General features: G+C 68.5%; 13 protein-coding genes and 1 tRNA gene. 12 read left to right on the top strand and 2 right to left on the bottom strand.

Annotated elements, in window-relative coordinates; all coding sequences use genetic code 11:
- The first annotated feature begins 41 nt into the window (after nucleotides 1–41).
- A tRNA-Glu gene (locus EV141_RS03555) sits at nucleotides 42–117 on the top strand.
- A 56-nt stretch (nucleotides 118–173) separates the two neighbouring features.
- Here EV141_RS03555 and EV141_RS03550 read toward each other — a convergent pair.
- Together EV141_RS03550 and EV141_RS03545 are read right to left on the bottom strand one after the other, a co-directional pair.
- Nucleotides 174–896, bottom strand: a complete 723-nt coding sequence (locus EV141_RS03550) for a hypothetical protein (RefSeq protein WP_130484567.1) — start codon at nucleotides 894–896, stop codon at nucleotides 174–176.
- Nucleotides 893–1234 (bottom strand): DUF2200 domain-containing protein, encoded by a 342-nt coding sequence (locus EV141_RS03545; RefSeq protein ID WP_130484566.1) that lies wholly within the window; start codon nucleotides 1232–1234, stop codon nucleotides 893–895. Before EV141_RS03545 ends, EV141_RS03550 begins: the two co-directional genes overlap by 4 nt.
- Before the next feature lie 149 nt (nucleotides 1235–1383).
- Between EV141_RS03545 and EV141_RS03540 the strand changes: the two genes are divergently transcribed.
- The 11 genes from EV141_RS03540 to EV141_RS03490 all read left to right on the top strand — a co-directional run bounded on the left by EV141_RS03540 (nucleotide 1384) and on the right by EV141_RS03490 (nucleotide 21220).
- Entirely contained in the window at nucleotides 1384–2241 is an 858-nt protein-coding gene (locus EV141_RS03540) for a PP2C family protein-serine/threonine phosphatase (RefSeq protein ID WP_241968990.1), read from the top strand.
- A 1-nt stretch (nucleotide 2242) separates the two neighbouring features.
- Entirely contained in the window at nucleotides 2243–3448 is a 1206-nt protein-coding gene (locus EV141_RS03535; RefSeq protein ID WP_130484565.1) for an FHA domain-containing protein, read from the top strand.
- Nucleotides 3448–5082 carry a serine/threonine-protein kinase gene (locus EV141_RS03530; RefSeq protein ID WP_130484564.1) on the top strand — a complete coding sequence of 545 codons (1635 nt, stop codon included), beginning with the start codon at nucleotides 3448–3450 and terminating at the stop codon, nucleotides 5080–5082. The genes EV141_RS03535 and EV141_RS03530 overlap by 1 nt, the downstream gene beginning before the upstream one ends.
- Nucleotides 5079–5804: an FHA domain-containing protein gene (locus tag EV141_RS03525; protein ID WP_130484563.1), complete on the top strand. Its 726-nt coding sequence runs from the start codon at nucleotides 5079–5081 to the stop codon at nucleotides 5802–5804. The genes EV141_RS03530 and EV141_RS03525 overlap by 4 nt, the downstream gene beginning before the upstream one ends.
- An 87-nt stretch (nucleotides 5805–5891) precedes the next feature.
- Nucleotides 5892–11441, top strand: a complete 5550-nt coding sequence (locus EV141_RS03520; RefSeq protein ID WP_130484562.1) for an Ig-like domain-containing protein — start codon at nucleotides 5892–5894, stop codon at nucleotides 11439–11441.
- Between the two features lie 19 nt (nucleotides 11442–11460).
- Complete coding sequence (locus EV141_RS03515) at nucleotides 11461–12429, top strand: AAA family ATPase (RefSeq protein ID WP_130484561.1); 969 nt, start codon at nucleotides 11461–11463, stop codon at nucleotides 12427–12429.
- Nucleotides 12430–12433: 4 nt separating this feature from the next.
- On the top strand, nucleotides 12434–13615 hold the full coding sequence (locus tag EV141_RS03510; RefSeq protein WP_130484560.1) for a DUF58 domain-containing protein: 1182 nt from the start codon (nucleotides 12434–12436) through the stop codon (nucleotides 13613–13615).
- Complete coding sequence (locus tag EV141_RS03505; protein WP_130484559.1) at nucleotides 13612–15984, top strand: transglutaminase-like domain-containing protein; 2373 nt, start codon at nucleotides 13612–13614, stop codon at nucleotides 15982–15984. The genes EV141_RS03510 and EV141_RS03505 overlap by 4 nt, the downstream gene beginning before the upstream one ends.
- A complete protein-coding gene (locus EV141_RS03500) occupies nucleotides 15981–20516 on the top strand; it encodes an FtsK/SpoIIIE domain-containing protein (protein ID WP_130484558.1) in 4536 nt (1511 codons plus the stop codon). The genes EV141_RS03505 and EV141_RS03500 overlap by 4 nt, the downstream gene beginning before the upstream one ends.
- Nucleotides 20517–20570: 54 nt before the next feature.
- The gene (locus EV141_RS03495) at nucleotides 20571–20867 is read left to right on the top strand and encodes a WXG100 family type VII secretion target (RefSeq protein WP_130484557.1); all 297 of its coding nucleotides are present in this window, start codon (nucleotides 20571–20573) and stop codon (nucleotides 20865–20867) included.
- A 65-nt stretch (nucleotides 20868–20932) separates the two neighbouring features.
- Nucleotides 20933–21220: a hypothetical protein gene (locus tag EV141_RS03490; protein ID WP_130484556.1), complete on the top strand. Its 288-nt coding sequence runs from the start codon at nucleotides 20933–20935 to the stop codon at nucleotides 21218–21220.
- The last annotated feature ends 34 nt before the right edge of the window (nucleotides 21221–21254 follow it).

Raw genomic sequence — 21254 nt, 5'->3', positions numbered from 1 at the left:
GGGCGCCCGCGGGCTGTGGCATACTCGACGGGTTGCGACGCGGCCCCATCGTATAGCGGCCTAGTACGCCGCCCTCTCACGGCGGTAACGCGGGTTCGAATCCCGCTGGGGTCACCAACGAAAAGCCCCCGGCTCATGTCGGGGGCTTTGTCGTTCGGGCTCTGGTCTGCGTCTCAGTCGGTGCCGACCAGGTTCTGAACCATGTCGGCCGTGTAGCCGGTGACGCCGAGATCGATCCAGGCGGTTGCGAACCAGTAGCCGCCGACGACGATGTGCGATTCGCCCCAGGCGCCGCCGAACTCGTCGTCGGTGACACTCCAGAGGTAGCGAGTGCTGCCGAGCTCGTCGACGGAGTCGTAGCCGAGGCTGGCGAGCTGCGCCTCCACAGCGGCGCCCTCGTCGGGGAGAACCGGGACGACGTGCGTTTCGAGTCCGATGCCACTTCCCCCGTCGGGGGTCGTCCAGAGGCAGCGCAGCGTCTGCCACTCGGCGGTCCACGCCTCAAGCTGGGGGTCGGCGAAGCCCAGGCCAGCCTCGGGGTTGTCGACCGTCCAGGCGGGGTTCAAGGCGACGCCATAACTCTGCAATTCGGCCGTCATTGAGCCGCTGTAGAGGCTGGCGCAATCGGCCGGCAACGCCGCCCGTTCGGGTTCGGGGGCCGATGTGGGCTCCGCCGAGCCCGTGTCGCTGGGCGTCGGTCGAGCCGTGGGTTCGTCGGAGGGCGCGTCACTCGGGTCGCCGCTCGGCGCCGAATTCGGCGCCGCGGTCGGCGTGTTCATCGCGATGCCCAGGCCGAGCGCACCGGCGCCCAACCCCAAGAGCAGCGCCGTGACGCCGATGATCACCACCACCCGTCGGCGGCGCGGAGGTGTTGGTGATTCGGTGGGGGCCGTCATGATCGCAGAACCTTCTCCATGGCTTTGCCTTTCGCCAGCTCGTCGACGAGTTTGTCGAGATACCGCACTTTCTGGTCGACGGGGTCGTCGATGTCCTCCACGTGCACCCCGCAAATCACCCCCGTGATCAGCGACGCACGGGGGTTGAGGCTCGCGTCGGCAAAGAAATCGCCGAAGGAACTGTTCGCCTCGAGGTGACGAGCGACGGCATCACGATCGAAGCCCGTGAGCCACGCAATGACCTCGTCGAGTTCGTCACGGGTGCGCCCCTTGCGCTCGACCTTCTGCACATACAGCGGGTACACCCGCGCGACGCTCATCTCCGACAGGCGGCTCATGACGCCGAGGGTACTCCGGAGGCGTCGAAAAAGGGCGATGCCGAGGCAACTCAGCCCGCGCATCCTCGTAGTGGGGAGTTCTCCCCGTCCACCGCGACCGCGCTGAACCGCGAGGGTTGCTAGCGTTGGCCGCGACGAGGGGAGCCGGGGTGCCGGAGGGAACGCGCGACGAGGTCGTGGTGCACGGCACGCCCGTGCAGCTGCGGCACAGTGCTCATTCCGACCGCGGTGCGGTACGGGCGTTCAACGAGGACAGCGTGCTGGCTGCACCCCCCGTGTGGTTGGTCGCCGACGGCATGGGCGGGCACGAGCGTGGCGATCTCGCGAGTCGCGCCGTCATTGACACGTTCGCCGCGCTTTCGGGTGCCACCGAGCTGACTCCGCGTGATGTCGTGGCGTGCGTGGCCGACGCAAACGTGGCCGTTCGTGCGGTGCCGGGAACGGGGTTGTCTGGCACGACTCTCACCGGTCTCGTCCTCGTGACGGTTGAGGGGGCGGGCCCGCACTGGATGGCCGTGAACATCGGTGACTCACGGACGTATCGATGGGACGGTCGTTCCCTCGTCCAGCAGAGCGTGGACCACTCGGTCACGCAAGAACTCATCGACGACGGCGTGCTCACGCCAGAAGAAGCGCTGCTGCCGCACGTGGGGCGCAATGTCGTGACGCGGGCGCTCGGCGCCCACGACGAGGTCGAAGCCGACGTGTGGCTGTTGCCGATGCGCGGTACGCAAACCTTTGTGTTGTGTTCTGACGGACTCACGCGTGAGCTCCCCGACGACGAGATTGCGCGCATCATCGTGTTCCACGAGCAGCAATCGGCCAGAGACCCGCAGGGTCCGAGTCTTGCCGAGCGACTCGTGCGTGCCGCCGTCGCGGCGGGGGGTCACGACAATGTCAGCGTCGTCGTGGTCGAGTCGCGGGTCACGAACGAGGTTGGTATCGCCGTCGATGACACCGTTGACCGCGCCCTGATGGTGGTTGAAGACACCCGGCCAAGGAGCTGACATGACTTTCCAGTACACGCCCGCCCCTCCGACAACGCCGTGGCTCGCCGTCGTCGACGGGCCGCGGGTCTTGCTGGTTCACGGTGTGGCGGGCAGTCACGACGTCGACGGGTTGTGGCGCGCATTGCGAGGCGGCGCCGCCGACGTGATGGGGGTGCTCACCGCCGGTGGAATTGCGGCGACGCCCGCGTTCGCGCTCGTCGAGCCGGCGGGCGAAGGGATGCGCGTCATCGTTCGCGGACCAGCGCGGGTGACCGTCGGCTTCGAATCGCTGGACGGGGCGGACGCGGCCACCTGGATCGAACGTATCGTCGCCAACGGGGCCGTCGTGGTGGACGCGTCGTCAACGGTCGGTGCGACGTCGGCGGGTCTGCCCATCGCGTCCGGTGTCGTGTCGGCGCTGCGGGTGACGAGCGTCGGCGAGCCCGCCGTTCAGCCCATTGCGCTGGCCACGCCCGCCGCGGAGAGCACTCCTCCGAGCGCCGAGCTCGCTGTTCCCGAAGAGACGATCGTGCATGATGACCTCGACGCGGGGTTCGTCGGCGGCGAACCGCCCGCCCAGAGCGACAGCGACAGTCCCCCGGAGCCAACAGCCGAGGACGGCTACGACTTTCTCTTCGGTGCGACCGTCTATCGATCCGTCAGCGACGCCGCTGTCGAGTCGAGCGACGCGGTCGACGCTGACGATGCCGCGAACGCCACCTCGACGGGTGATTCGCTCGCTGGCGCCAGTGAGAGCCCGGCGGTCAGCGAAACGGTCGCCGGCGATCACGATGGGCACACGATCATGGTGTCGAAACTCGATCGGCCGCGACGTCGCCCGGCGGAAGAAGACGCCGCTCCGGTGCCGACTGCCGCGGACGAGGAGCTGTCGGCTGTTCTCGTGTTCGGCGATGAGCGCGTTGAAGTGATCGACGGGCCACTCGTGCTCGGCAGATCACCGAGCGTTTCGGGCGTTCCGGCCGGTGCCTTGCCCCGCCTCGTGACGGTGCCCGATACGGAGCAAGATCTCTCGCGCAGCCATGTGCACGTCGACCGACAGGGAGGCACCGTTGTGGTGACCGACCTGCACTCGAAGAACGGCACCACTGTCGCCCTCCCGGGTGCCGCACCGGTGCGCCTGCGCGGAGGAGAGCCGACCCCCGTCATCCCTGGTGCCGTCCTCGAACTCGGCGGGGTCGTGTCCATCACGGTCGAGGAGCGGTGATGCGTCGCGCAGCGTCCCCGCCGCCGCAGCTTCCGGGTTACCGCTACGTCAGCCTGCTGGGTGCCGGAGGGTTCTCCGACGTCTTCCTGTACGAGCAGGAACTGCCACGGAGGCGCGTTGCCGTCAAGGTGCTGCTCGCCGAAGAGATGACGGCGGCGTCGCGTGCCGCGTTTGTCGCCGAAGCCAACCTCATGGCGCAGTTGTCGAACCACCCGTACATCGTGACGATTTACCACGCCGCCGTGGCGGGCGATGGTCGCCCCTACTTCGCCATGGAGTACTGCTCGGGCCCGAGCCTCGCCGATCGCTACAAGCAGGCGCCGCTGTCGGTCGTCGAGGCGCTGCGCACCGGGGTCCGGCTGTCCAGCGCGATCGTCGTTGCGCACCAGGCCGGAATCTTGCATCGCGACATCAAGCCGGCAAACGTTCTGAGTAACGACTACGGGTGGCCCGCCCTCACCGACTTTGGCATTTCCTCCACCGTCGACGACGAGCTGACGGCCTCAACGACGACGCTGGCCGAGGCCCTCGACGGCGCAACCGATGGGGGGACCGGCAACGTGGGTCTCTCTGTCCCGTGGTCGCCGCCGGAGATGTTTGAGGACTATCCGCGGCCCGACGTGCGCAGCGACGTCTTTTCTCTCGCCGCCACGCTTTGGACGGTGCTCGCGGGGCAGACGCCGTTCGAGGTGCGGGGTCGCCCGAACGGAACCCTCGATCTGATTGGCCGCATCGAGCGGGGCGCCATCACGCCGATGGCCCGCGACGATGTTCCTCGGTCGCTGTTGACCGTTCTGCAGAAGGGGATGTCGACCGATCCCGATCGGCGATTCGCCACGGCGGCCGATTTTGCGCGGGCGCTTCAGCGGGTTGAGCTTGAACTGGGCTACGCGCGCACCGAGCTCGAGGTGCCGAACCTCGCCATCGCGGCGCCAGCCCCCGACCACTCGGATGTCACGGGCGACGAGACGCGCGTTCGCTCGGTGGCGACGATCGACGCTCAGGCGGGGCCGGCCGCCGCCGTGCCGCCTGCCGAGCCCGACGCGTCTAGCGGCGCTGACGAGACGCATGTCCGCACCGTGCCGCGCGTCGCTGCGCAGTCGGCCGATGCGACTCCGCTCGACGAAACGGTCGTGCGCCGTGTAACTCCCGTCACCGACGCGTCGACGGCGGCAAGCGAGACGGCGGATACCGCCGACGAGGTGCCGTCGCGGCAACGCACCGCGCTGATGGTCGCGCTGGGTGTGGCCGGTGTGCTGGTCATTGGGGGTGTCGTCGCAGGCATCGCGCTCGGCGGCGGGTTGACCCCTGAGGGGTCGACGAGCGCATCCCCGGCGCCCGGAGGCACGGGACAGGCGGCGGTCGTCCCTGAGGCGGTCGACGCTCCTCGCCTCGTCGGTGAGCCGAGCTTCGACACCGCTGGCATGACGTTCCTCGTGGAAAACACTGACCCTGTCGAGGGCGACCAGCTCGTGTGGCGCATCAGCAACCGCAGTTCGGGCGAACCACTTCGCACCCTCGACGGTGACACGGTTGTCGTCGAGGGCGTGGGGCCAGCGGATGGGGTCTGCGTTGAGGTGTCGGTGCGCCGTGCCGGTCAGCTGTCGGCTCCGCTAGAAGTGTGCGCCGCATGACGAGCGCTCTCTCGGTCGAGTTCTGCGGCGAGCGGTTTGACGTTGCCGCGGGGGACACCTTTGTGGTCGGGCGGGAGGGCGATCTTGTCATCGATGACAACCCCTACCTGCACCGTCGCTTCCTCGTCCTGTCGGAAGACGGCGGCCTGTGGTGGGTTGCGAACGAAGGGTCACTGCTGTCGGCGACGGTCTCCGACGGGTCGGGGGGCGTGCAGGCCTGGCTACCGCCCGGGGGCAGACTGCCGCTCGTCTTTCCCACGCTGACCGTCTTGTTTTCTGCTGGGTCCACGACGTACGACCTCACGGTCACCACCTCGGGGGATTTTTACTCACCGACGGGGGCGCCCCTCCCGCAAAGCGGCACGACGACGATCGGTGCCGTGCCTCTCACGTCCTCGCAGAGACTTCTCATCGTGGCGCTGGCCGAACATGTCCTCCGCCAGGATTCGCCGGGCCGCGGAAGCATCCCATCGTCGGCCGAAGCCGCCGAGCGCCTGGGGTGGCCCCTGACGACGTTCAATCGCAAACTTGACAATGTGTGTGAAAAATTGTCGCGTGTCGGCGTCCAGGGGCTTCGGGGTGAGCGGGGCAAGCTGGCAACGGGTCGCCGGCAGCGTCTCGTGGAATATGCGGTCGCCAGCCGCCTGATTAGCCACGACGATCTCCCTCTGCTCGAGCGTGAACAGCAGGCGAATGGGGAGTTCTCCCCGTCCCACGGGTAGAACGCAGGGGTATCGCCTCTGCTAGCGTGAGGGAAGTTGTCGTTTTTCCCCCTCGAGCCGAGCAGAGATCAGACCGGGAGTCGCTCAGTGTCGTTCAGCCTGGCACCTCGCGGCCGGCGCTCTCTCGCGAGCGCGCTCGCGATCGCCCTCGTTGCCGGTGGCACGGTCACGGTCGCCGCCTTGCACGACGGGTTCCCGGTCGCCGACGTTGACCTCACCGCCCGCGACGTGTGGGTTACGAACGGTGCTCAGCAATTGGGTGGCCGTTTGAACCGACAAATTGAGGAACTCAACGGCTCTGTCGTCGCCTCCTCCGCCGCCTTCGACGTGTTGCAGCAGGGTGACGCACTGTTCTTGCTCGACCCCGACAACGCCCGGGTCGAGTCGGTTGACGCGGCGACGACTCGGGTCACGAGTGCCATCGATGTTCCGCCCAACGCCCAGATTGACCACGGCGGAGACGTGCTCGCGATCGTCGCGGATGGCAGCCTCTGGGCGATTTCCGCGGCCGGTGACCTGCAGTTCAACTTCATCAGCCAGCCGCCCACCGCAGAGGTCGGCGATGACGCCAAGGTGGCGGTCAGCGACGACGGCGTCGTCATCGTCGTGAGCCCGTCGCTCGGGCAGGTGCTGAAGCTCGAGTCGCTCGCCGAAGAGCCGGTCGTGGCCGACTTCCCGGCGGTCGGCGACTTCGAGCTCGCCGCCGTTGGTGATCGGGCGGTGGTGCTTGATCGGTCGACGAATGAGCTCGTTGGTGAAGACGGTCGCGTCATTCCCCTGGGCGACGATGCCGCTCTCGAACTGCAGCAGTCCGGCCCCCGTGCCGATTTCGCGGTGGTGGCGACGGGCGACGCGCTGCTGCGCGTCGGCCTCGATTCCGGCGACGTTGACCGATGGGATGCGGGCGTTGCGTCGCCGACGGATGAGCGCGCATCCGTCGCCTCACCTGTCGTCGTTGATGGATGCGCGCACGGCGCCTGGGGGCACGCCCAGCGGTACGTGCTCGCCTGCGATAGCGCCGTGCCCGAACCGTTCGACATCGCCGAACCGACCGCGGGCAGTCGGCTCGAGTTCCGCGTCAACGGCTCGGTCGTCGCTCTCAACGACCTCACGACGGGCAACGCGTGGGTGCCGAGTGACACGATGCGGCTCGTCAACAACTGGGAAGACGTCACCCCTCCCGTTCAAGAAGATTCGCCCGAAACCGGTGACGAGGAAAGCGCCAATCAGTCGTTCGAAGACACCCTGGCCGAGCGCACCGATGAGAACCGTGCGCCGACGGCAGTCGACGACGAGTTCGGGATTCGTCCGGGGCGCACCACCGTGCTCAGCGTGCTCGACAACGACAGTGATCCCGACGGTGACGTGCTCGTCATCAGCGCCGTGGGTGCGGTGGCGGAGGCGACGGGCCGGCTGGAGCTCATTGACGGCGGTCGCGCGCTGCAGTTCACGCAGGCGCCCGACTTCGCCGGAACGATCGCGTTCGATTACACGGTCGACGATGGGCGTGGCGGCACGGCAAGCGCCCGGGTGTCGGCCCGCGTCGTCCCCGATGGCAGCAACGAGCAGCCCGTTGAGCTGCGCACCTCGGGCGTGGCCGTGGAGGCGAATCAGACGATTGAGTACAACGTGCTCGCGAACTGGCGAGACCCCGACGGCGACGAGCTGTACCTCGTCGGAGCCACCCCCAACGCGGGCGACCTCGTGCGATTCAGCCCCGACGGCACGATCACCTTCACTCACCAGACGTCCGAGCTGGGCGAGAAGACGGTGCAGTTCTTGGTTGCCGACGGCCAGGGCGACCCCGTGGCCGGCACTCTGACGGTGACCGTCGAGCCGGCGAGTTCACTCAACCCCGTCGGCACCCCCGACTTCGCGACGCTTTTCGTCGACGAGACGGTCATCATCGAGCCGCTGGCGAACGACCTCTCGCCCTCGGGTGCCGTGCTCAGCCTCGCGGCGATCGCCGAGCCGGGGGAGGGGGCGGCCGCCACGCTCGACACTGACCGCGACGAGGTGCGCTTTTCGGCCTCGAGCCCCGGCATCTATTACTTCACCTACACGGTTCAGGCGGGCGGAGCATCCAGCACCGGAATCGTGCGCGTGGACGTCTCCGAGCGCCCCGAAACCGACGACGCGCCGCCGATCGCTGTGCGCGACACCGCATACCTGCGCGGTGATCAGCCGCTCACTGTGTCGGTGCTCGCGAACGATGTCAGCCCGAGCGGACGCATTCTCGCCGTCCAGTCGATTGATGTTCCTGCGGCGACGGAGGCGGCGGGCGTCACCGTCGAGCTGCTGGCCTCGACCCTCGTGCGCATCACGGCGACCGCGGCCCTTACCGAGCAGGTCGACCTGAGCTACACGGTCTCCGACGGCGTGCAATCGGCGACGGCCGGCGTCACGGTTGTGCCGGTGCCCGCGCTGACCAAGCACCAGCCGCCCGTTGCCCGCGATGATTCCGTCACGGTGCGCGCCGGCGATATCGTCACCGTTGACGTCACCGACAATGACGTGCATCCGGATGCATCGCCCCTGATCGTCGCGGACGAGCTGATTACGACGCCCTCCGCCGGCATCGCATTCGTGTCGGCGAACACTGTGCGCTTCCAGGCCCCCGATGAGCCCGGTCAGTACACGGCCGAGTACCTGCTGACCGATCCCTACGGTGAGACGGCGGCGGCGGCCGTGATCTTTACGGTCACCCCCCTCGATACGACGGGTAACGCCGACCCGCGACCGGCCGACATCATCGGCCGCGTGCTGGCGGGCAACAACGTGCGCATTGACCTGCCGCTCGATCAGGTCGACCCCGACGGCGACTCGGTCGAGTTGCTCCGCGCTCCGAGCGGGGCCACACTCGGCACGATCGTCGAGTCGGGCCCGACACACTTCGTCTACGAGGCGGCCGAAACGACCGCGGGAACCGACACGTTCCGCTATCAGGTGGTGGATGCGTTCGGTGCGGTAGGCGACGCCGAGGTGCGCATCGCGGTGATTCCGCAGCCCGACACCACGAGCAACCCCACCGCTGTGCCCGACTCGGTGTCCGTGCGCCCCGGCCGCGTCTCCCAGCTCGACCTGCTCGCGAATGATTCCGACCCGCAGGGCGCCGAGATCCGCGCATCCGACACCCTTCTTGATGTACCAGACGGTATCGACGCGGAGGTCGTTGACGCCCGCTACCTGGTGCTGACTGCCCCCGACACCGAGCAGTCGTTCTCGCTGCGCTACGAGATCACCAACGATCGCGGTGGCCGCGACATCGGCTACGTGCTCGTTCAGGTCACTGAGGATGCTCCGCTGTTGCCGCCGACGGCGACCGACGTCTCCGTCGCGCGGGCCGAGATTGCGGGCGAAGAGTCCGTCACCGTCGACATCTTCGACGGGTATGCGTTCAATCCATCCGGGTCGAACGACGAGCTGCTGGTCAGCCTGGAAGGCCCCAACGCGAGCAACGCTGCCCTCGATGCCGAACGGCCCGGAATCGTCACCGTCACTCCGGTTGACCGCCGCCAAGCGATCACGTATCGCGTGACAAACGTCGATGACGAGCTCTCGGCGTACGCGTTCATCATCGTCCCGGCCGCCGTTGATGAGGGCTTCGACGAACCGCCGTTCCTCGACCCGGCGTTGCCGGTGCAGTACGTGCCCATGAATGAGTCGCGCGAGTGGTCGATCTCGGAGCTGCTCGTCGTGCCATCTGAGCGTGAGGTGTGGATCCCCGAACCCGAACTCGTGACGGCAACCCAGAGCGATGGAACTCCGGCCGGCGTCGACCGCGACACCATCCGCTTCCAGGGGGCGCTCGATTACCGCGGGCCCGCATCCATCACCTTCACCGTCACGGACGGGGCGTCGGCCGAAGACCCCAACGGCAACACGGTCACGCTGACGCTGCCGATCGTGGTCGGAGACCCCGAGTTCCGCGACACGGCACCGGAGTTCACCACACCGAGTGTGGAGGTCGAGGTGGGGGAGCAGTCGACGATTGACCTGAGGTCGTCAACGGCCCACCCGAACCCGCAGATCTTGCAGGAGGTGACGTACTCCGACCTTCGCGGTCAGGCATCAGGCGTGGACGCCTCGCTGTCGGGGTCGACCCTGACCGTGTCGGCGCCGCGCACGGCCCAGAAGGGCACGACGCTCACGCTCGACGTGAACCTGCGCTGGGATGACTTCACGGTGCCCGGCACCATCACGGTCACCGTCGTCGGATCTTCTCGGCCGCCAGCTGTGGCCGTTGATGACAACTATGAGGCGCAACGCGGCGACGGCACACTCGTCGCGAACCCCCTGGCGAACGACTCGAACCCGTATCAGTCGACAGGTGAACCGCTCACGATCGTGGGAGCCACGGTGCAAAACACCGGCGAGCCCGCCACCGTCAGCTTCACCGCAAGCACGGTGAGCATCACGCCGAGCCCGACCCTGAAATCGGGAACGGTGGTTGTGGTGTACCGCGTTGAAGATGCCACCCGCGACCCGGACCGCGCCGTCAACGGCACGATCACCCTGGTCGTGAGCGACGTGCCCGACCAGGTGCTGAGACCGACGGTGCCCGCGCAAGGCGACGAGGGCTCCGTCACCATTGGGTTCCAGGCTCCGGCCAGCAACGGTAAGCCGATCACGGGCTACGAAGTCGTTTCCAACCCGTCGGTCCCGACTCCCACTGACTGTGCGCCGCCGTCGTGCACGATTTCGGGGCTGACCAACGGCACCTCGTACACCTTCGCCGTTCGGGCCATCAATGTGCACGGTGCCGGCCCATGGTCGCCGGTGAGCAACCCCGTGATCCCCTACGGCACTCCTGGCACCCCCGCCGTCACCCTGACTGTCGGCGAACAGTGGGCGCCCGGTGGCGCCGTGAGCGCCACCTGGGGCGGGGTCGCGGCGAGCGGTGGCAGCCTGAGCTACACGTGGGAGCTCCTGCGCGGAACGACCAGCCTCCGCAGCGGCACGACAACGGGCACCTCCACCGGCAACCTCGGCAACCTTGACGGCGGCTCGTACACGGTCCGGGTGTTTGCCACGAATTCGGGTGGGCGTCAGGGGGCCACCGGCACATCGAACGCCGGCACCGTCACGACGCAGGGCACGCCCGGGCGACCGTCGGTGAGCGCGACGGTGACCGACGGATCGCAGCCCGGTGCCATTCGGTGGAACTGGAACGCCGTCACCGCGAACCCGGGTGGGTCGGCGAACATCAGCTACGAAGTGCGTCTCAACGGCAGCGGCGGGTGGACCGGCGTCGGGTCAAACACCTCGTACACGCGCAGCAACCTCAATCAGGGGTCGTACACGCTCGAGGTGCGGGCGGTGAACAAGTCGGGCCCCGGAAGCGCGGGTTCCGCGTCGGCCTCCGTCGGGCCGCCGCCCCCGCCGCCGCAGCAGGTCTTCCTGTCCCGAGGCGACTTCGAACCGTCGACGTCGAACGGTTACTACTACCGCGTACGCCTGTCGGGGTTCACCGGCCCCGTCACCCTTCAGTGCTTCGACTCCGGGGGCGGCTTTGCCAGCGTGCGAACGGTCGAGCCCGACTTCAACGGACAGCTCGGGTGCTACTCGGGCTTCGGCAACTACCGGGTTCTCGCCAACGGCAGCATCTGGTCGAACACGGTTCAGTCATGGGACTGAGCTCGGAAAGGGCACCGCAGTGACAGTCACGCAAGAACAGGCGACGTGGTTCACCGAGGCATTTGAACGCCTCGTGCGCAACGTCGACAAGGCGATCGTGGGGAAAGACCACGTCATCAGGCTTGTCCTCACGGCGCTCGTGTCCGACGGACACGTGCTGCTCGAAGACTTCCCCGGCACGGGAAAGACCGTCCTCGCGAAGGCACTTGCCAACACGCTCGACGGTTCGACGAGTCGCATCCAGTTCACCCCCGACCTGCTGCCCTCTGACGTCACGGGCGTGCAGATCTACGACCAGTCGAAGGGTCGTTTCGAGTTCCACCCCGGCCCGATCTTCGCGTCGATCGTGCTGGCCGATGAGATCAACCGGGCGAGCCCCAAGACCCAGTCGGCCCTCCTTGAGGTGATGGAGGAGGGCATCGTCACGGTCGACGGCGAAGGACACCCTGTCGGCGCCCCGTTCCTGGTGATCGCGACACAAAACCCCGTCGAACAGGCGGGAACCTACAAGCTGCCCGAGGCGCAGCTCGACCGCTTCCTCATCAAGACGAGCCTTGGCTACCCCGACACACAGACGGCAGTCGCGCTGCTCATGGACTCGTCCACGCGGGCCCGCGCATCCCTGGTGTCGCCGATCATCACCGCCGAATCGATTGTCGCGATGGCGAAGCTCGCGGGCGACGTTCATGTCGACCAGTCGGTCATGCAGTATCTCGCCGCGATCGTCGACGCCACCCGCTCGCACCCCGACGTGTTGCTCGGCGTGAGCATGCGCGGAGCGCTGGCGCTCGCCCGGGCGACCAAGACGTGGGCGATCGCAAAGGGTCGCACGTACGCGACCCCCGACGACGTGCGCGAACTCGCCGTGCCCGTGCTTGCGCACCGGATCATGGTCGACCCCGAGTCAGAATTCGCGGGCGTCTCCGACGAGAGCATCATCGAGCGCGTGCTGCTCGACATCGAGCCGCCCGCATATCGGGCCGCGTGACGGCATGCGCCTCCTGAGCGCGATTGCGCGACGTCTCCGCCCCGTCACTCAGACGGGGTGGATCGTCGTAGCGTTCGCGCTCGCCTCGCTCGCCCTGGCAGCGTTCTTTGGCTGGGCGGAGTTCGCGTTCCTCGGCTGGGTTCTCGCCGCCGCGTTTGTGATCGCCGCCCTGTTTCTCATCGGCCGCGCGTCGTACGCGGTCCACGTTGAGCTGAATCCCCGCCGGGTCGTGGTCGGCGACCGCGCTCTCGGCCGCATGGTCGTGGTCAACACGGGTCAGCGCCGTGTGCTCCCGCATCGGATGGAGCTGCCGGTTGGTCAGGGCGTCGCCGAGTTCGCCCTTCCCGCGATGGCGCCGAAAGAGGAGCGCGAAGAGCTGTTTCAGGTGCCGACGCATCGCCGTGCGGTCATTGTGGCGGGCCCCGCCCGTTCGGTGCGGGGCGATCAGCTCGGGCTCCTCCGCCGCAGCGTCGAGTGGTCAGAACCGGTCGAGCTGTTCGTGCATCCGAAGACGGTCCGCCTGCACGCAACGGCCGCGGGGCTGGTGCGCGACCTCGAGGGCCAGGTGTCGAATCGCATCACGAACAACGACCTCGCCTTCCACGCGTTGCGGCCCTACGTGCCGGGCGACGACCGCCGCTATGTGCACTGGCGCACCTCGGCCCGCATCGGTCAGCTCATGGTGCGACAGTTCCAAGAGACGCGCCGCTCGCAAATCTTGCTCGCGCTCGTGACCCGGGCGGATGCGTATGGTTCCGACGACGAATTCGAACTCGCGGTCTCGATTACGGCATCCATCGCCGCGCAGGTGATTCGAGACGGAACGCAACTCACCGTCGTGACAGAACAGGGCGTGTGGCGCAGCCCGACCGTCACCTCGATGCTCGATTCGGCGAGCCGCGTCGAGTACGGCGACGACAACGGGTTCGCGACGATGCGGGCCTTCGTGCGTCACAACACCCTGCGCCTCCCGATGCCGAGTGTGCTCGTTGCGGTCGGCGGCTCCGGCACCGACGTGGGCGAGCTGCGCGCTGTGCAGCGGCTCTACAGCACAGACACGCAGCACCTCGCCGTGCGCGCGGTGTCGGGTGAGCAGGCCCGCATCGGGTCGCTCGGCGGCGCCACGATGCTGACCGTCGGCGCGCTCGACGACCTGCCCGGCATGCTCGCGGGGGTCGCGTCGTGAGCGGCACCGACACCGCAGCGCCCACGCGACGACGTCGCGCGCAGACCGTCCCGACGGCTCGCGCGTGGGCGGATGTCGCCGTGCTGCTCGGCCTTACTAGCCTCGGAATCATCGGCTTCGCGCCGAGTTTTGGCGGGGCAGCGTTTCTTGTCGCAGGGGTGGGCGGCATGCTCATCGCCGCCGCGACCGCCGTCACGTCGACGCTGTGGCGGCTGACGGCTTTGCCGACGGCGGCAATCGCTCTGTTCGCGTACCTGCTGGCTGGCCCGGCATTCGCGGTTCCAGCCCTGGCGTTCCTCGGCTTCCTGCCGACCCTGCAGGGGCTCGCCAACGTCGCCATCGGTTCCGTCTACGGCTGGGCCGACATCGTGACGCTCGGAACCCCGGTGGGGGCGCCGGTCTACATCGGTGTTGTGCCGTATGCCGCAAGTTGGATCGTGACGCTGGTCGCCGTTCTCCTTGCCGTGCGGTGGTTGCCGTTCCGGCCACGGACAAGCTGGCGCCTCGCGCTCGTGGCACTGGGGCCGGTTGCGCTGTACCTCGCAGCCATTCTGCTCGGCACCGACGAGGCGTTTCAGGCGGGGGTGCGGGGCGTCGTCTTCGCGGTCATCCTGCTGGTGTGGTTGGGCTGGCGCGCGCCAGCCGGAGGCGTCGCCGCCGGGTCGACCGCGGCGCTTCGCTCGCGCAAGTTGGCCGGCACGACCGTACTGGTCGTCGTCGCGGTGGTGGCCGGCGGGGCAGCGGGAGCGCTCTTGGCTCCGGATGCTGAGCAACGATTCGTCCTGCGCGACGAAATCACGCCGCCGTTTGACCCGCTCGATTATCCGAGCCCGCTCGCCGGCTTCCGGTACTTCTCAAAGCAGGTCACCGACGATGTCCTCCTGGAAGTCGACGGGATACGCCCTGGCGACAGACTTCGTATGGCGGTCCTCGATAGTTACTCCGGCACCCTCTGGAACGTCGCTGGCGCCGACACGAGTGTCGACGGTTCGGGCAGCTTCGCGCTCGTCGGTCGCTCGCTTCCCGCCCCGCCTCTGGCGACCACGGAGCCGCGCGAGCCGATCACGGTCACCGTCGTCGGCTACGACGATGTGTGGGTGCCGGGCGTGGGCTACCCCGACGACTTCCAGTTGCTGGGTGAGACGGCGGAGCGATCAGACGACCTGCGGTACAACGCGGGCACGGGATCACTCGTGCTGACGAGCGGGCTAGCGGCCGGCGACGCCTACCAACTCGACCCCGCGGTGCAGATCGCCCCCGCACTCGAAGACCTCGACGGTGTGCCCGTCGCGACCGTCGAATTGCCCCCGGTCGAGAGCGTGCCCGACATCGTTGCCGCGACTGCCCAAGACCTCGCGGCCGACGCGGTTGATCCGATTACGCAGCTCGAGTCGATCAGGGGGGCTTTGGTTCGCGACGGATTCTTCTCCCGGGGACGCGCATCCGATTCGGTGCCATCGCGTGCCGGCCACGGCGCCGATCGCATGATCGAGCTGTTGGAACGACCGCAGATGGTGGGGGACGAGGAGCAGTACGCCTCGGCGTTCGCCCTCATGGCCCGCAGTCTCGGGTACCCCGCGCGCGTCGTGATGGGGTTCGCCCCCGACGTTCCCGAGGGGGCCGAGTCGGTTGCGGTGACCGGTGACGATGTCAGCGCCTGGGTGGAGGTCGCCTTCGACGGCGTCGGATGGGTGGCATTCGAACCGACTCCCGATGAGACCGATATCCCGCAGGACCAGGAGCCGGCACCTCAGAGTCAGCCGCAGCCACAGGTGCGTCAGCCGCCGACCGCTGACAACCCCGAGGATGAGCTGCTGTCTCCCGTGGAACTCGATGAGCTCGAAGACGACGAGCGTGAGGTGCCGTTCGTCGTGCCGGGCTGGGTGGTTACGCTCGCGCTGTCGATCCTGATCCCGCTCGCTCTCGTGCTGCTGCCGCTGCTCATCGTTGCCGGGCTCAAGGCGCGCCGCGCGCGTCGGCGTCGACACCAGGCTGAGGGCCACCACCGCGTGGCCGGCGCATGGGAGGAAGTGGTCGACCGCTACGCCGAGCTCGGGTTCGCCGTGCCCGAACGCGTGACGCGTCCCCGCGCCGCATCCCACCTTGTTGAGCAGGCCGCCGATCTGCCGACGGCGGCCGATGCTGCCCGGCTCACGGGGTTGGCGACGATCGCTGACGACGCGGTCTTCTCGGGTCGTCTGGTCGCGTTCGACGAGAGCGACGAGGTGTGGCGTTCCGCGCTCGACATCGTGTCGCGCACTGAGGAGGGTCTGCCGCGGTCGCGGCGCATCCTCAGCCGATACCGCATCCGCCGCGCGGCCCGCGCGGCCAGTTCCGCCCGCCGCACCCCACGGAGACGCTCGCGATGAAGGTCAAGCTCACTCTTGCTCGCTCTGGCGGGCCCTCATCCGACGTCGTCATCACCGCCGACGCTGCCGCGACCGTCGCCGACGTGGCCGAATCGCTCGCCGAGCGCGACCCGTTTCGTGCGAAGGTTGGCGCGGTCGCCCCCGGCGATCCGACGCTCGCCGTTGTCGACGCGGCGAGTGGTGCGCGCCGGCGCACGCTCACGCGAGACGTGCCGCTCGCGGAGGCGCGCCTCGGCTCTGGCGCCACCATCGCGGTGACCTCGGCCGGCGCGCCTGAGCACAAACGCAGCGCGACGGTGGTGACGCTGCGTGTGGTTGAGGGACCCGATGCGGGGTCGACCGTCGAGCTTGCCGCTGGTTCGTACACGGTCGGCCGTGATGCCGACAACGATGTGACCGTGAGCGACCCGCTCGTCTCGAAGCGTCACGCGCGCGTCGATGTGATCGGCACAACCGCGCGGCTCGTTGACCTCAATTCGGCAAACGGCATCGAGGTCGACGGCGGCGTCGTCTCGCGCGTTGACCTTGAGGACGGGTCGAGCGTGCGCCTCGGGGACACGGTGATCCGTGCCGACTTCGCGGGCACCGCTGCACGCGACGACGCCGACCCGAGCGAGCCGGTGGCCTTTAACCGCTCGCCGCGAGTCGAGCCACGGTATCCGGGGCGCGAGTTCATCGCCCCGGCGCCGCCGACGGAGCAGGATGCGCAGCCCTTCCCGTGGCTGATTCTGATCGCGCCGGTGTTTATCGGCGCGGCCATGATTCTGCTCTTCCCGCAGCGTGGCGCTCAGCTGCTGATTTTCGTCGCGGCCGCACCGCTGCTCATGATCGGTACGTGGCTGACCGCGCGGGCGCAAAGAAAGCGCAAGCACAAGCTCGACGTCGAGCGCTTTGAATCGCGGGCGGCGCGCCTCGAGGAAGAGCTCGAAGCGGAGGTGACGCGGGAGCGCGACATCCGCCTGCGGGAAGCGCCGTCGACTCGCGAGGTCTCGGATCACGTTCTCGCCCTCGGCCCCCTCGTTTGGACGCGTCGGCCCGAGCACTGGCAATTCCTCTCGGTGAATCTCGGCGTGGGCACGATGGCGTCGCGCAACACCGTGCGCATCACCAACGAAGACACGGGGATGCCCGAATACCTCGAGCGCGTCACGCGCGCCCGCGAGGCCTACGCCCAGATCGAGGGCGTGCCCGTGACCGAGAACCTGTTCTTTGCGGGCGCGCTCGGCATCGCGGGAGAGCGGTCACTCGCCGCCGACTGTGCGCGCGGTGTGCTCACGCAGCTCGCCGGGCTGCACTCGCCGGCCGAGCTCGTGGTGTCGGCCATCGTCGGCTCGGCGTGGACCCCGGAGTTCGAGTGGCTGAAGTGGCTACCCCACACGGGCTCGCCGCACAGCCCGATCTCGGCGGTGCATCTGGCGAACAGTCAGGCCACCGGCACCGCGCTGCTGTCGGCGCTCGAAGACCTGATCACCGCACGCACGCGCAAGGCCGAGGTGCGCGGTGCGGCGCTCGAGGAGCGATCGGCGCTCGTGGCCGGGGCCTCCGCGGGAGATGGCGCCGAGAAGATCGCCACGCCGCCGCCGGCGGCCACGCCCGCGGTTGTCGTGCTGGTCGCCGATGATGCGCCGGTCGACCGTGCGCGCCTCGTGCAGATGGCAGAGCGCGGTGCCGACGCTGGCGTGTATCCGATCTGGGTCGCCGCCGGTGTGCGCGAGCTTCCCGCCGTCGCGCGCACTTTCGTCGAACCGAGCTCGCCCACGGCCGCGCGCGTCGGGCTCGTCCGCCTGGGCAACGAACTCGTCGACGTGCGCACCGAGTCGGTCTCCCGCGACGAGGCTCTTCGGGTGGCGCGGCGCCTCGCGCCGGTCAGTGATGCGGGTGCGGCGATCAGCGATGAAAGTGACCTCCCGCGCACGGCGATGCTGCTGTCGCTGCTCGGCCCCGAGCTCGCCACGACTCCCGGCGTGGCAGTGGGCCGCTGGCGCGAAAACGACTCGATCCACGACCGCTCCGGGGCAGCTCCCGCTCGTCGACGCGCTGGCAAACTGCGCGCGATTGTGGGTTCGGCCGGGCTCGACGCGATGCACCTTGACCTGCGCACGCAGGGTCCGCACGCCCTCGTCGGCGGAACCACGGGTTCGGGCAAGAGCGAATTTCTGCAGGCGTGGGTGCTCGGCATGGCCGCCGAGTACAGCCCCGACCGCGTGACCTTCCTCTTCGTCGACTACAAGGGCGGCTCGGCATTCGCCGACTGCGTGGATCTGCCGCACTGCGTCGGCCTCGTGACCGACCTGAGCCCTCACCTCGTGCGCCGTGCACTGACGAGCTTGCGTGCCGAGCTGCACCACCGCGAGCACCTCTTCAACCGCAAGAAGGCGAAAGACCTGATCGAGCTCGAAAAGCGCGGCGATCCCGATGCGCCCCCCGCGCTCGTCATCGTGATCGACGAGTTCGCGGCACTTGCCAGTGACGTTCCAGAGTTCGTCGACGGCGTTGTCGATATCGCGCAGCGCGGTCGCTCGCTGGGCATCCACCTGATCATGGCAACGCAGCGGCCGGCCGGCGTCATCAAAGACAATCTGCGCGCGAACACAAACCTCCGCATCGCACTGCGCATGGCCGACGAGTCTGACTCGATGGACGTCGTCGGCGATCCCGTCGCAGGCACATTCGACCCGTCGATCCCGGGCCGCGGCATCGCGAAGACCGGTCCGGGTCGTCTCACGCCGTTCCAGTCGGCGTACGCGGGTGGCTACACCAGCGACACCCCCGCTCCGCCGAGCGTCGATATTGCCGAGCTGCGTTTCGGCACCGAGCAGCCCTGGGAGCGCCCGGGTGGCTTAGACGTGGCGAGCCCCGTTGCCGATGAGGAGGGGCCCACCGACCAGGCGCGCCTCGTCGCCAACCTCATCCAGGCGGCGTCGACGGCCGCGATTCCTCCGCCGCGCCGCCCGTGGCTCGACGAGCTGGCCCCCGCCTACGACCTGACCCGCCTGCGCCAGCGCACCGATTCTGAGCTGGTGCTCGGCGTCAGTGACCTTCCGCAGCAGCAGCGCCAGGCCGAAACCTATTTCCGCCCCGACGTCGACGGCAACGTCGTCATCTTCGGCGCGGGCGGCAGCGGCAAGACCGTCACGCTGCGCTCGCTTGCGGCGGCCGCGGGCGTCACGCCGCGCGGTGGCCCCGTCGACGTGTACGCGCTCGATTTCGGCACGGGTGGCTTGCGGATGCTCGAAACGCTTCCGCACGTCGGCTCGGTCGTCAGCGGCGATGACCCGGAGCGGGTCATTCGCCTTTTCCGGATGCTGCGCGGCCTTCTCGAGGACCGCGCGGCCCGCTACGCCGCCGTCGATGCGGGGAGCATCGTTGACTTCCGCCGCATCGCCGGTGCGCCCGACGAGCGCCGCATCCTGTTGCTCGTCGACAACTTCCCGTCCTTCCGCACTGACTGGGAGGTCGGGGCGGGCCGGGCGCCCTGGTACCAGGTGTTCCAGCAGCTGATCAGCGAGGGCCGAGCGCTCGGCATGCACGTGGCGATGACCGCCGACCGGCCGGCGAGCGTTCCCTCGGGAGTCGCGTCCGCCTTCCAGCGGCGCATCGTGCACCGTCTCGCCGACGAGGGCGGCTACATGATGGTCGACGCGCCCGCCGACATCCTCTCCGCGACGTCGCCCCCTGGGCGCGCGATCGTCGACGGTGTCGAGACGCAGGTCGCGGTGGTGGGCGGTCACACGGGCACGGCCGAGCAGGCCGCCGCCCTCATCGAACTCGGCCGCGCGATCGAACGCACGGGCCGGCAGCCCGCTGAGACCATTGGGTCTCTGGCGACCGAGTTCGCCCCCTCCGTCCTTCCGCCGGCGGTCGACGGCAGGCCGGTTCTCGGCATCGCCGAGGACACGCTTGCTCCGATTGCGTTTGAGCCGAGCGGAGCGTTCCTGCTTGCCGGGCCACCCGCATCCGGGCGCACGAACGCGCTCGCCTGGCTCGTGCAGTCGGTCGAGGCAGCGGTTCCCGCCGTCACGCGCTTCTACTTTGGCTCGCCTCGCTCACCGATCGGGCGGATGCCCGGCTGGGAGGCGACGGCGGTCACGGTTGAGGATGCGGCGGCCCTCGCGAAGGAGATCACGGCGCTCATCGCCGACCCGGCCACCACCGGCCGCGTCGTGGTCGCGATCGAGCAGCTCGCCGACTTCCTGAGCAGCACGGCTGACGCACCGCTCGTGGAGCTGATCAAGGCGATCAAGCGCAGCGATCACCTCGTCATCGCCGACTCCGAGACCGGTACGTGGGGCTCGTCGTGGCCACTGCTCGCGGAGGTGAAGGCCGCGCGCACGGGCTTCTTGCTGCAGCCCGAGTCGATCGAGGGCGACACCATCCTCAAGACCTCGCTGCCGCGCGTCTCGCGTGCCGAGTTCCCGCCCGGCCGCGGTTACCTCATCGCGCGCGGCAAGGCCGTGCGCGTCCAGCTTCCCCTCGTGGGGGGACCGAATGGGGAGGCCTCCCCATCGACCGATGGATACTCAGCGTTTTAGCGTTGAGCATGCCAGCCCGCCAGCGCGGCGGAGTCAGAGAAAAAGGAGCACACCATGGCGAATCTGAACGTCACCTACGACGAGCTGCGCGACGCGGCGAACCGACTGCGGATGGGCCGCGACGAGATGCAGCAGAAGCTTGCTGAGCTCTCGACGCTCGTCCAGAACCTGACCGCGAGCGGCTTCCAGGCCGAGCAGTCGTCGGCGGCGTACCGCGACTCGTTCGAGCAGTTCCGCACCGGCACCTCGCAGGCCGTCGACGGCCTTGAGGGTCTCGCGACCTTCCTGGTCTCGGCTGCCGACGCTCTGCAGCAGACCGACGAGGGTCTCGCGAACGCGATTCGCGGCTAGTTGTCCCGCGCCGGTGGCTCCCTGCGAGCCACCGGCGCTCTCTGCGAGATGAGGAGATTCGAGACGTGAGTGACCTGATCCACGACGGCGACACGGTCGCCCGACTGCGGACTGACTTGGCGCGCATCCGACGCGAATTCGAGTCGGCGGACGACACCAGTAGCGACGTCGCTGAGGCGGTCGGTCATCGCGGCTTGGCCGAACGCGTTCGCGCCTTTACGCACAATTGGACGAACCGTCGCGGCGACCTCGTCGAACAGTTGCAGACTCTCGAAGAGCACTTTGCGCACCTCGATCAGTCGTTCACGGACGTCGACGGTGGGCTCGCCAACTCGGTAAGAGGTGAATCATGAGTCGCCCGTCAGACTGGTCGCCGCTCCAGTGGTC

The sequence above is a fragment of the Microcella putealis genome (assembly GCF_004216575.1).
Classification (GTDB): Bacteria; Actinomycetota; Actinomycetes; order Actinomycetales; family Microbacteriaceae; genus Microcella; species Microcella putealis.
Note: the sequence above shows the minus strand (reverse complement) of the source record. Positions and strands in the feature narration are given on the sequence as shown.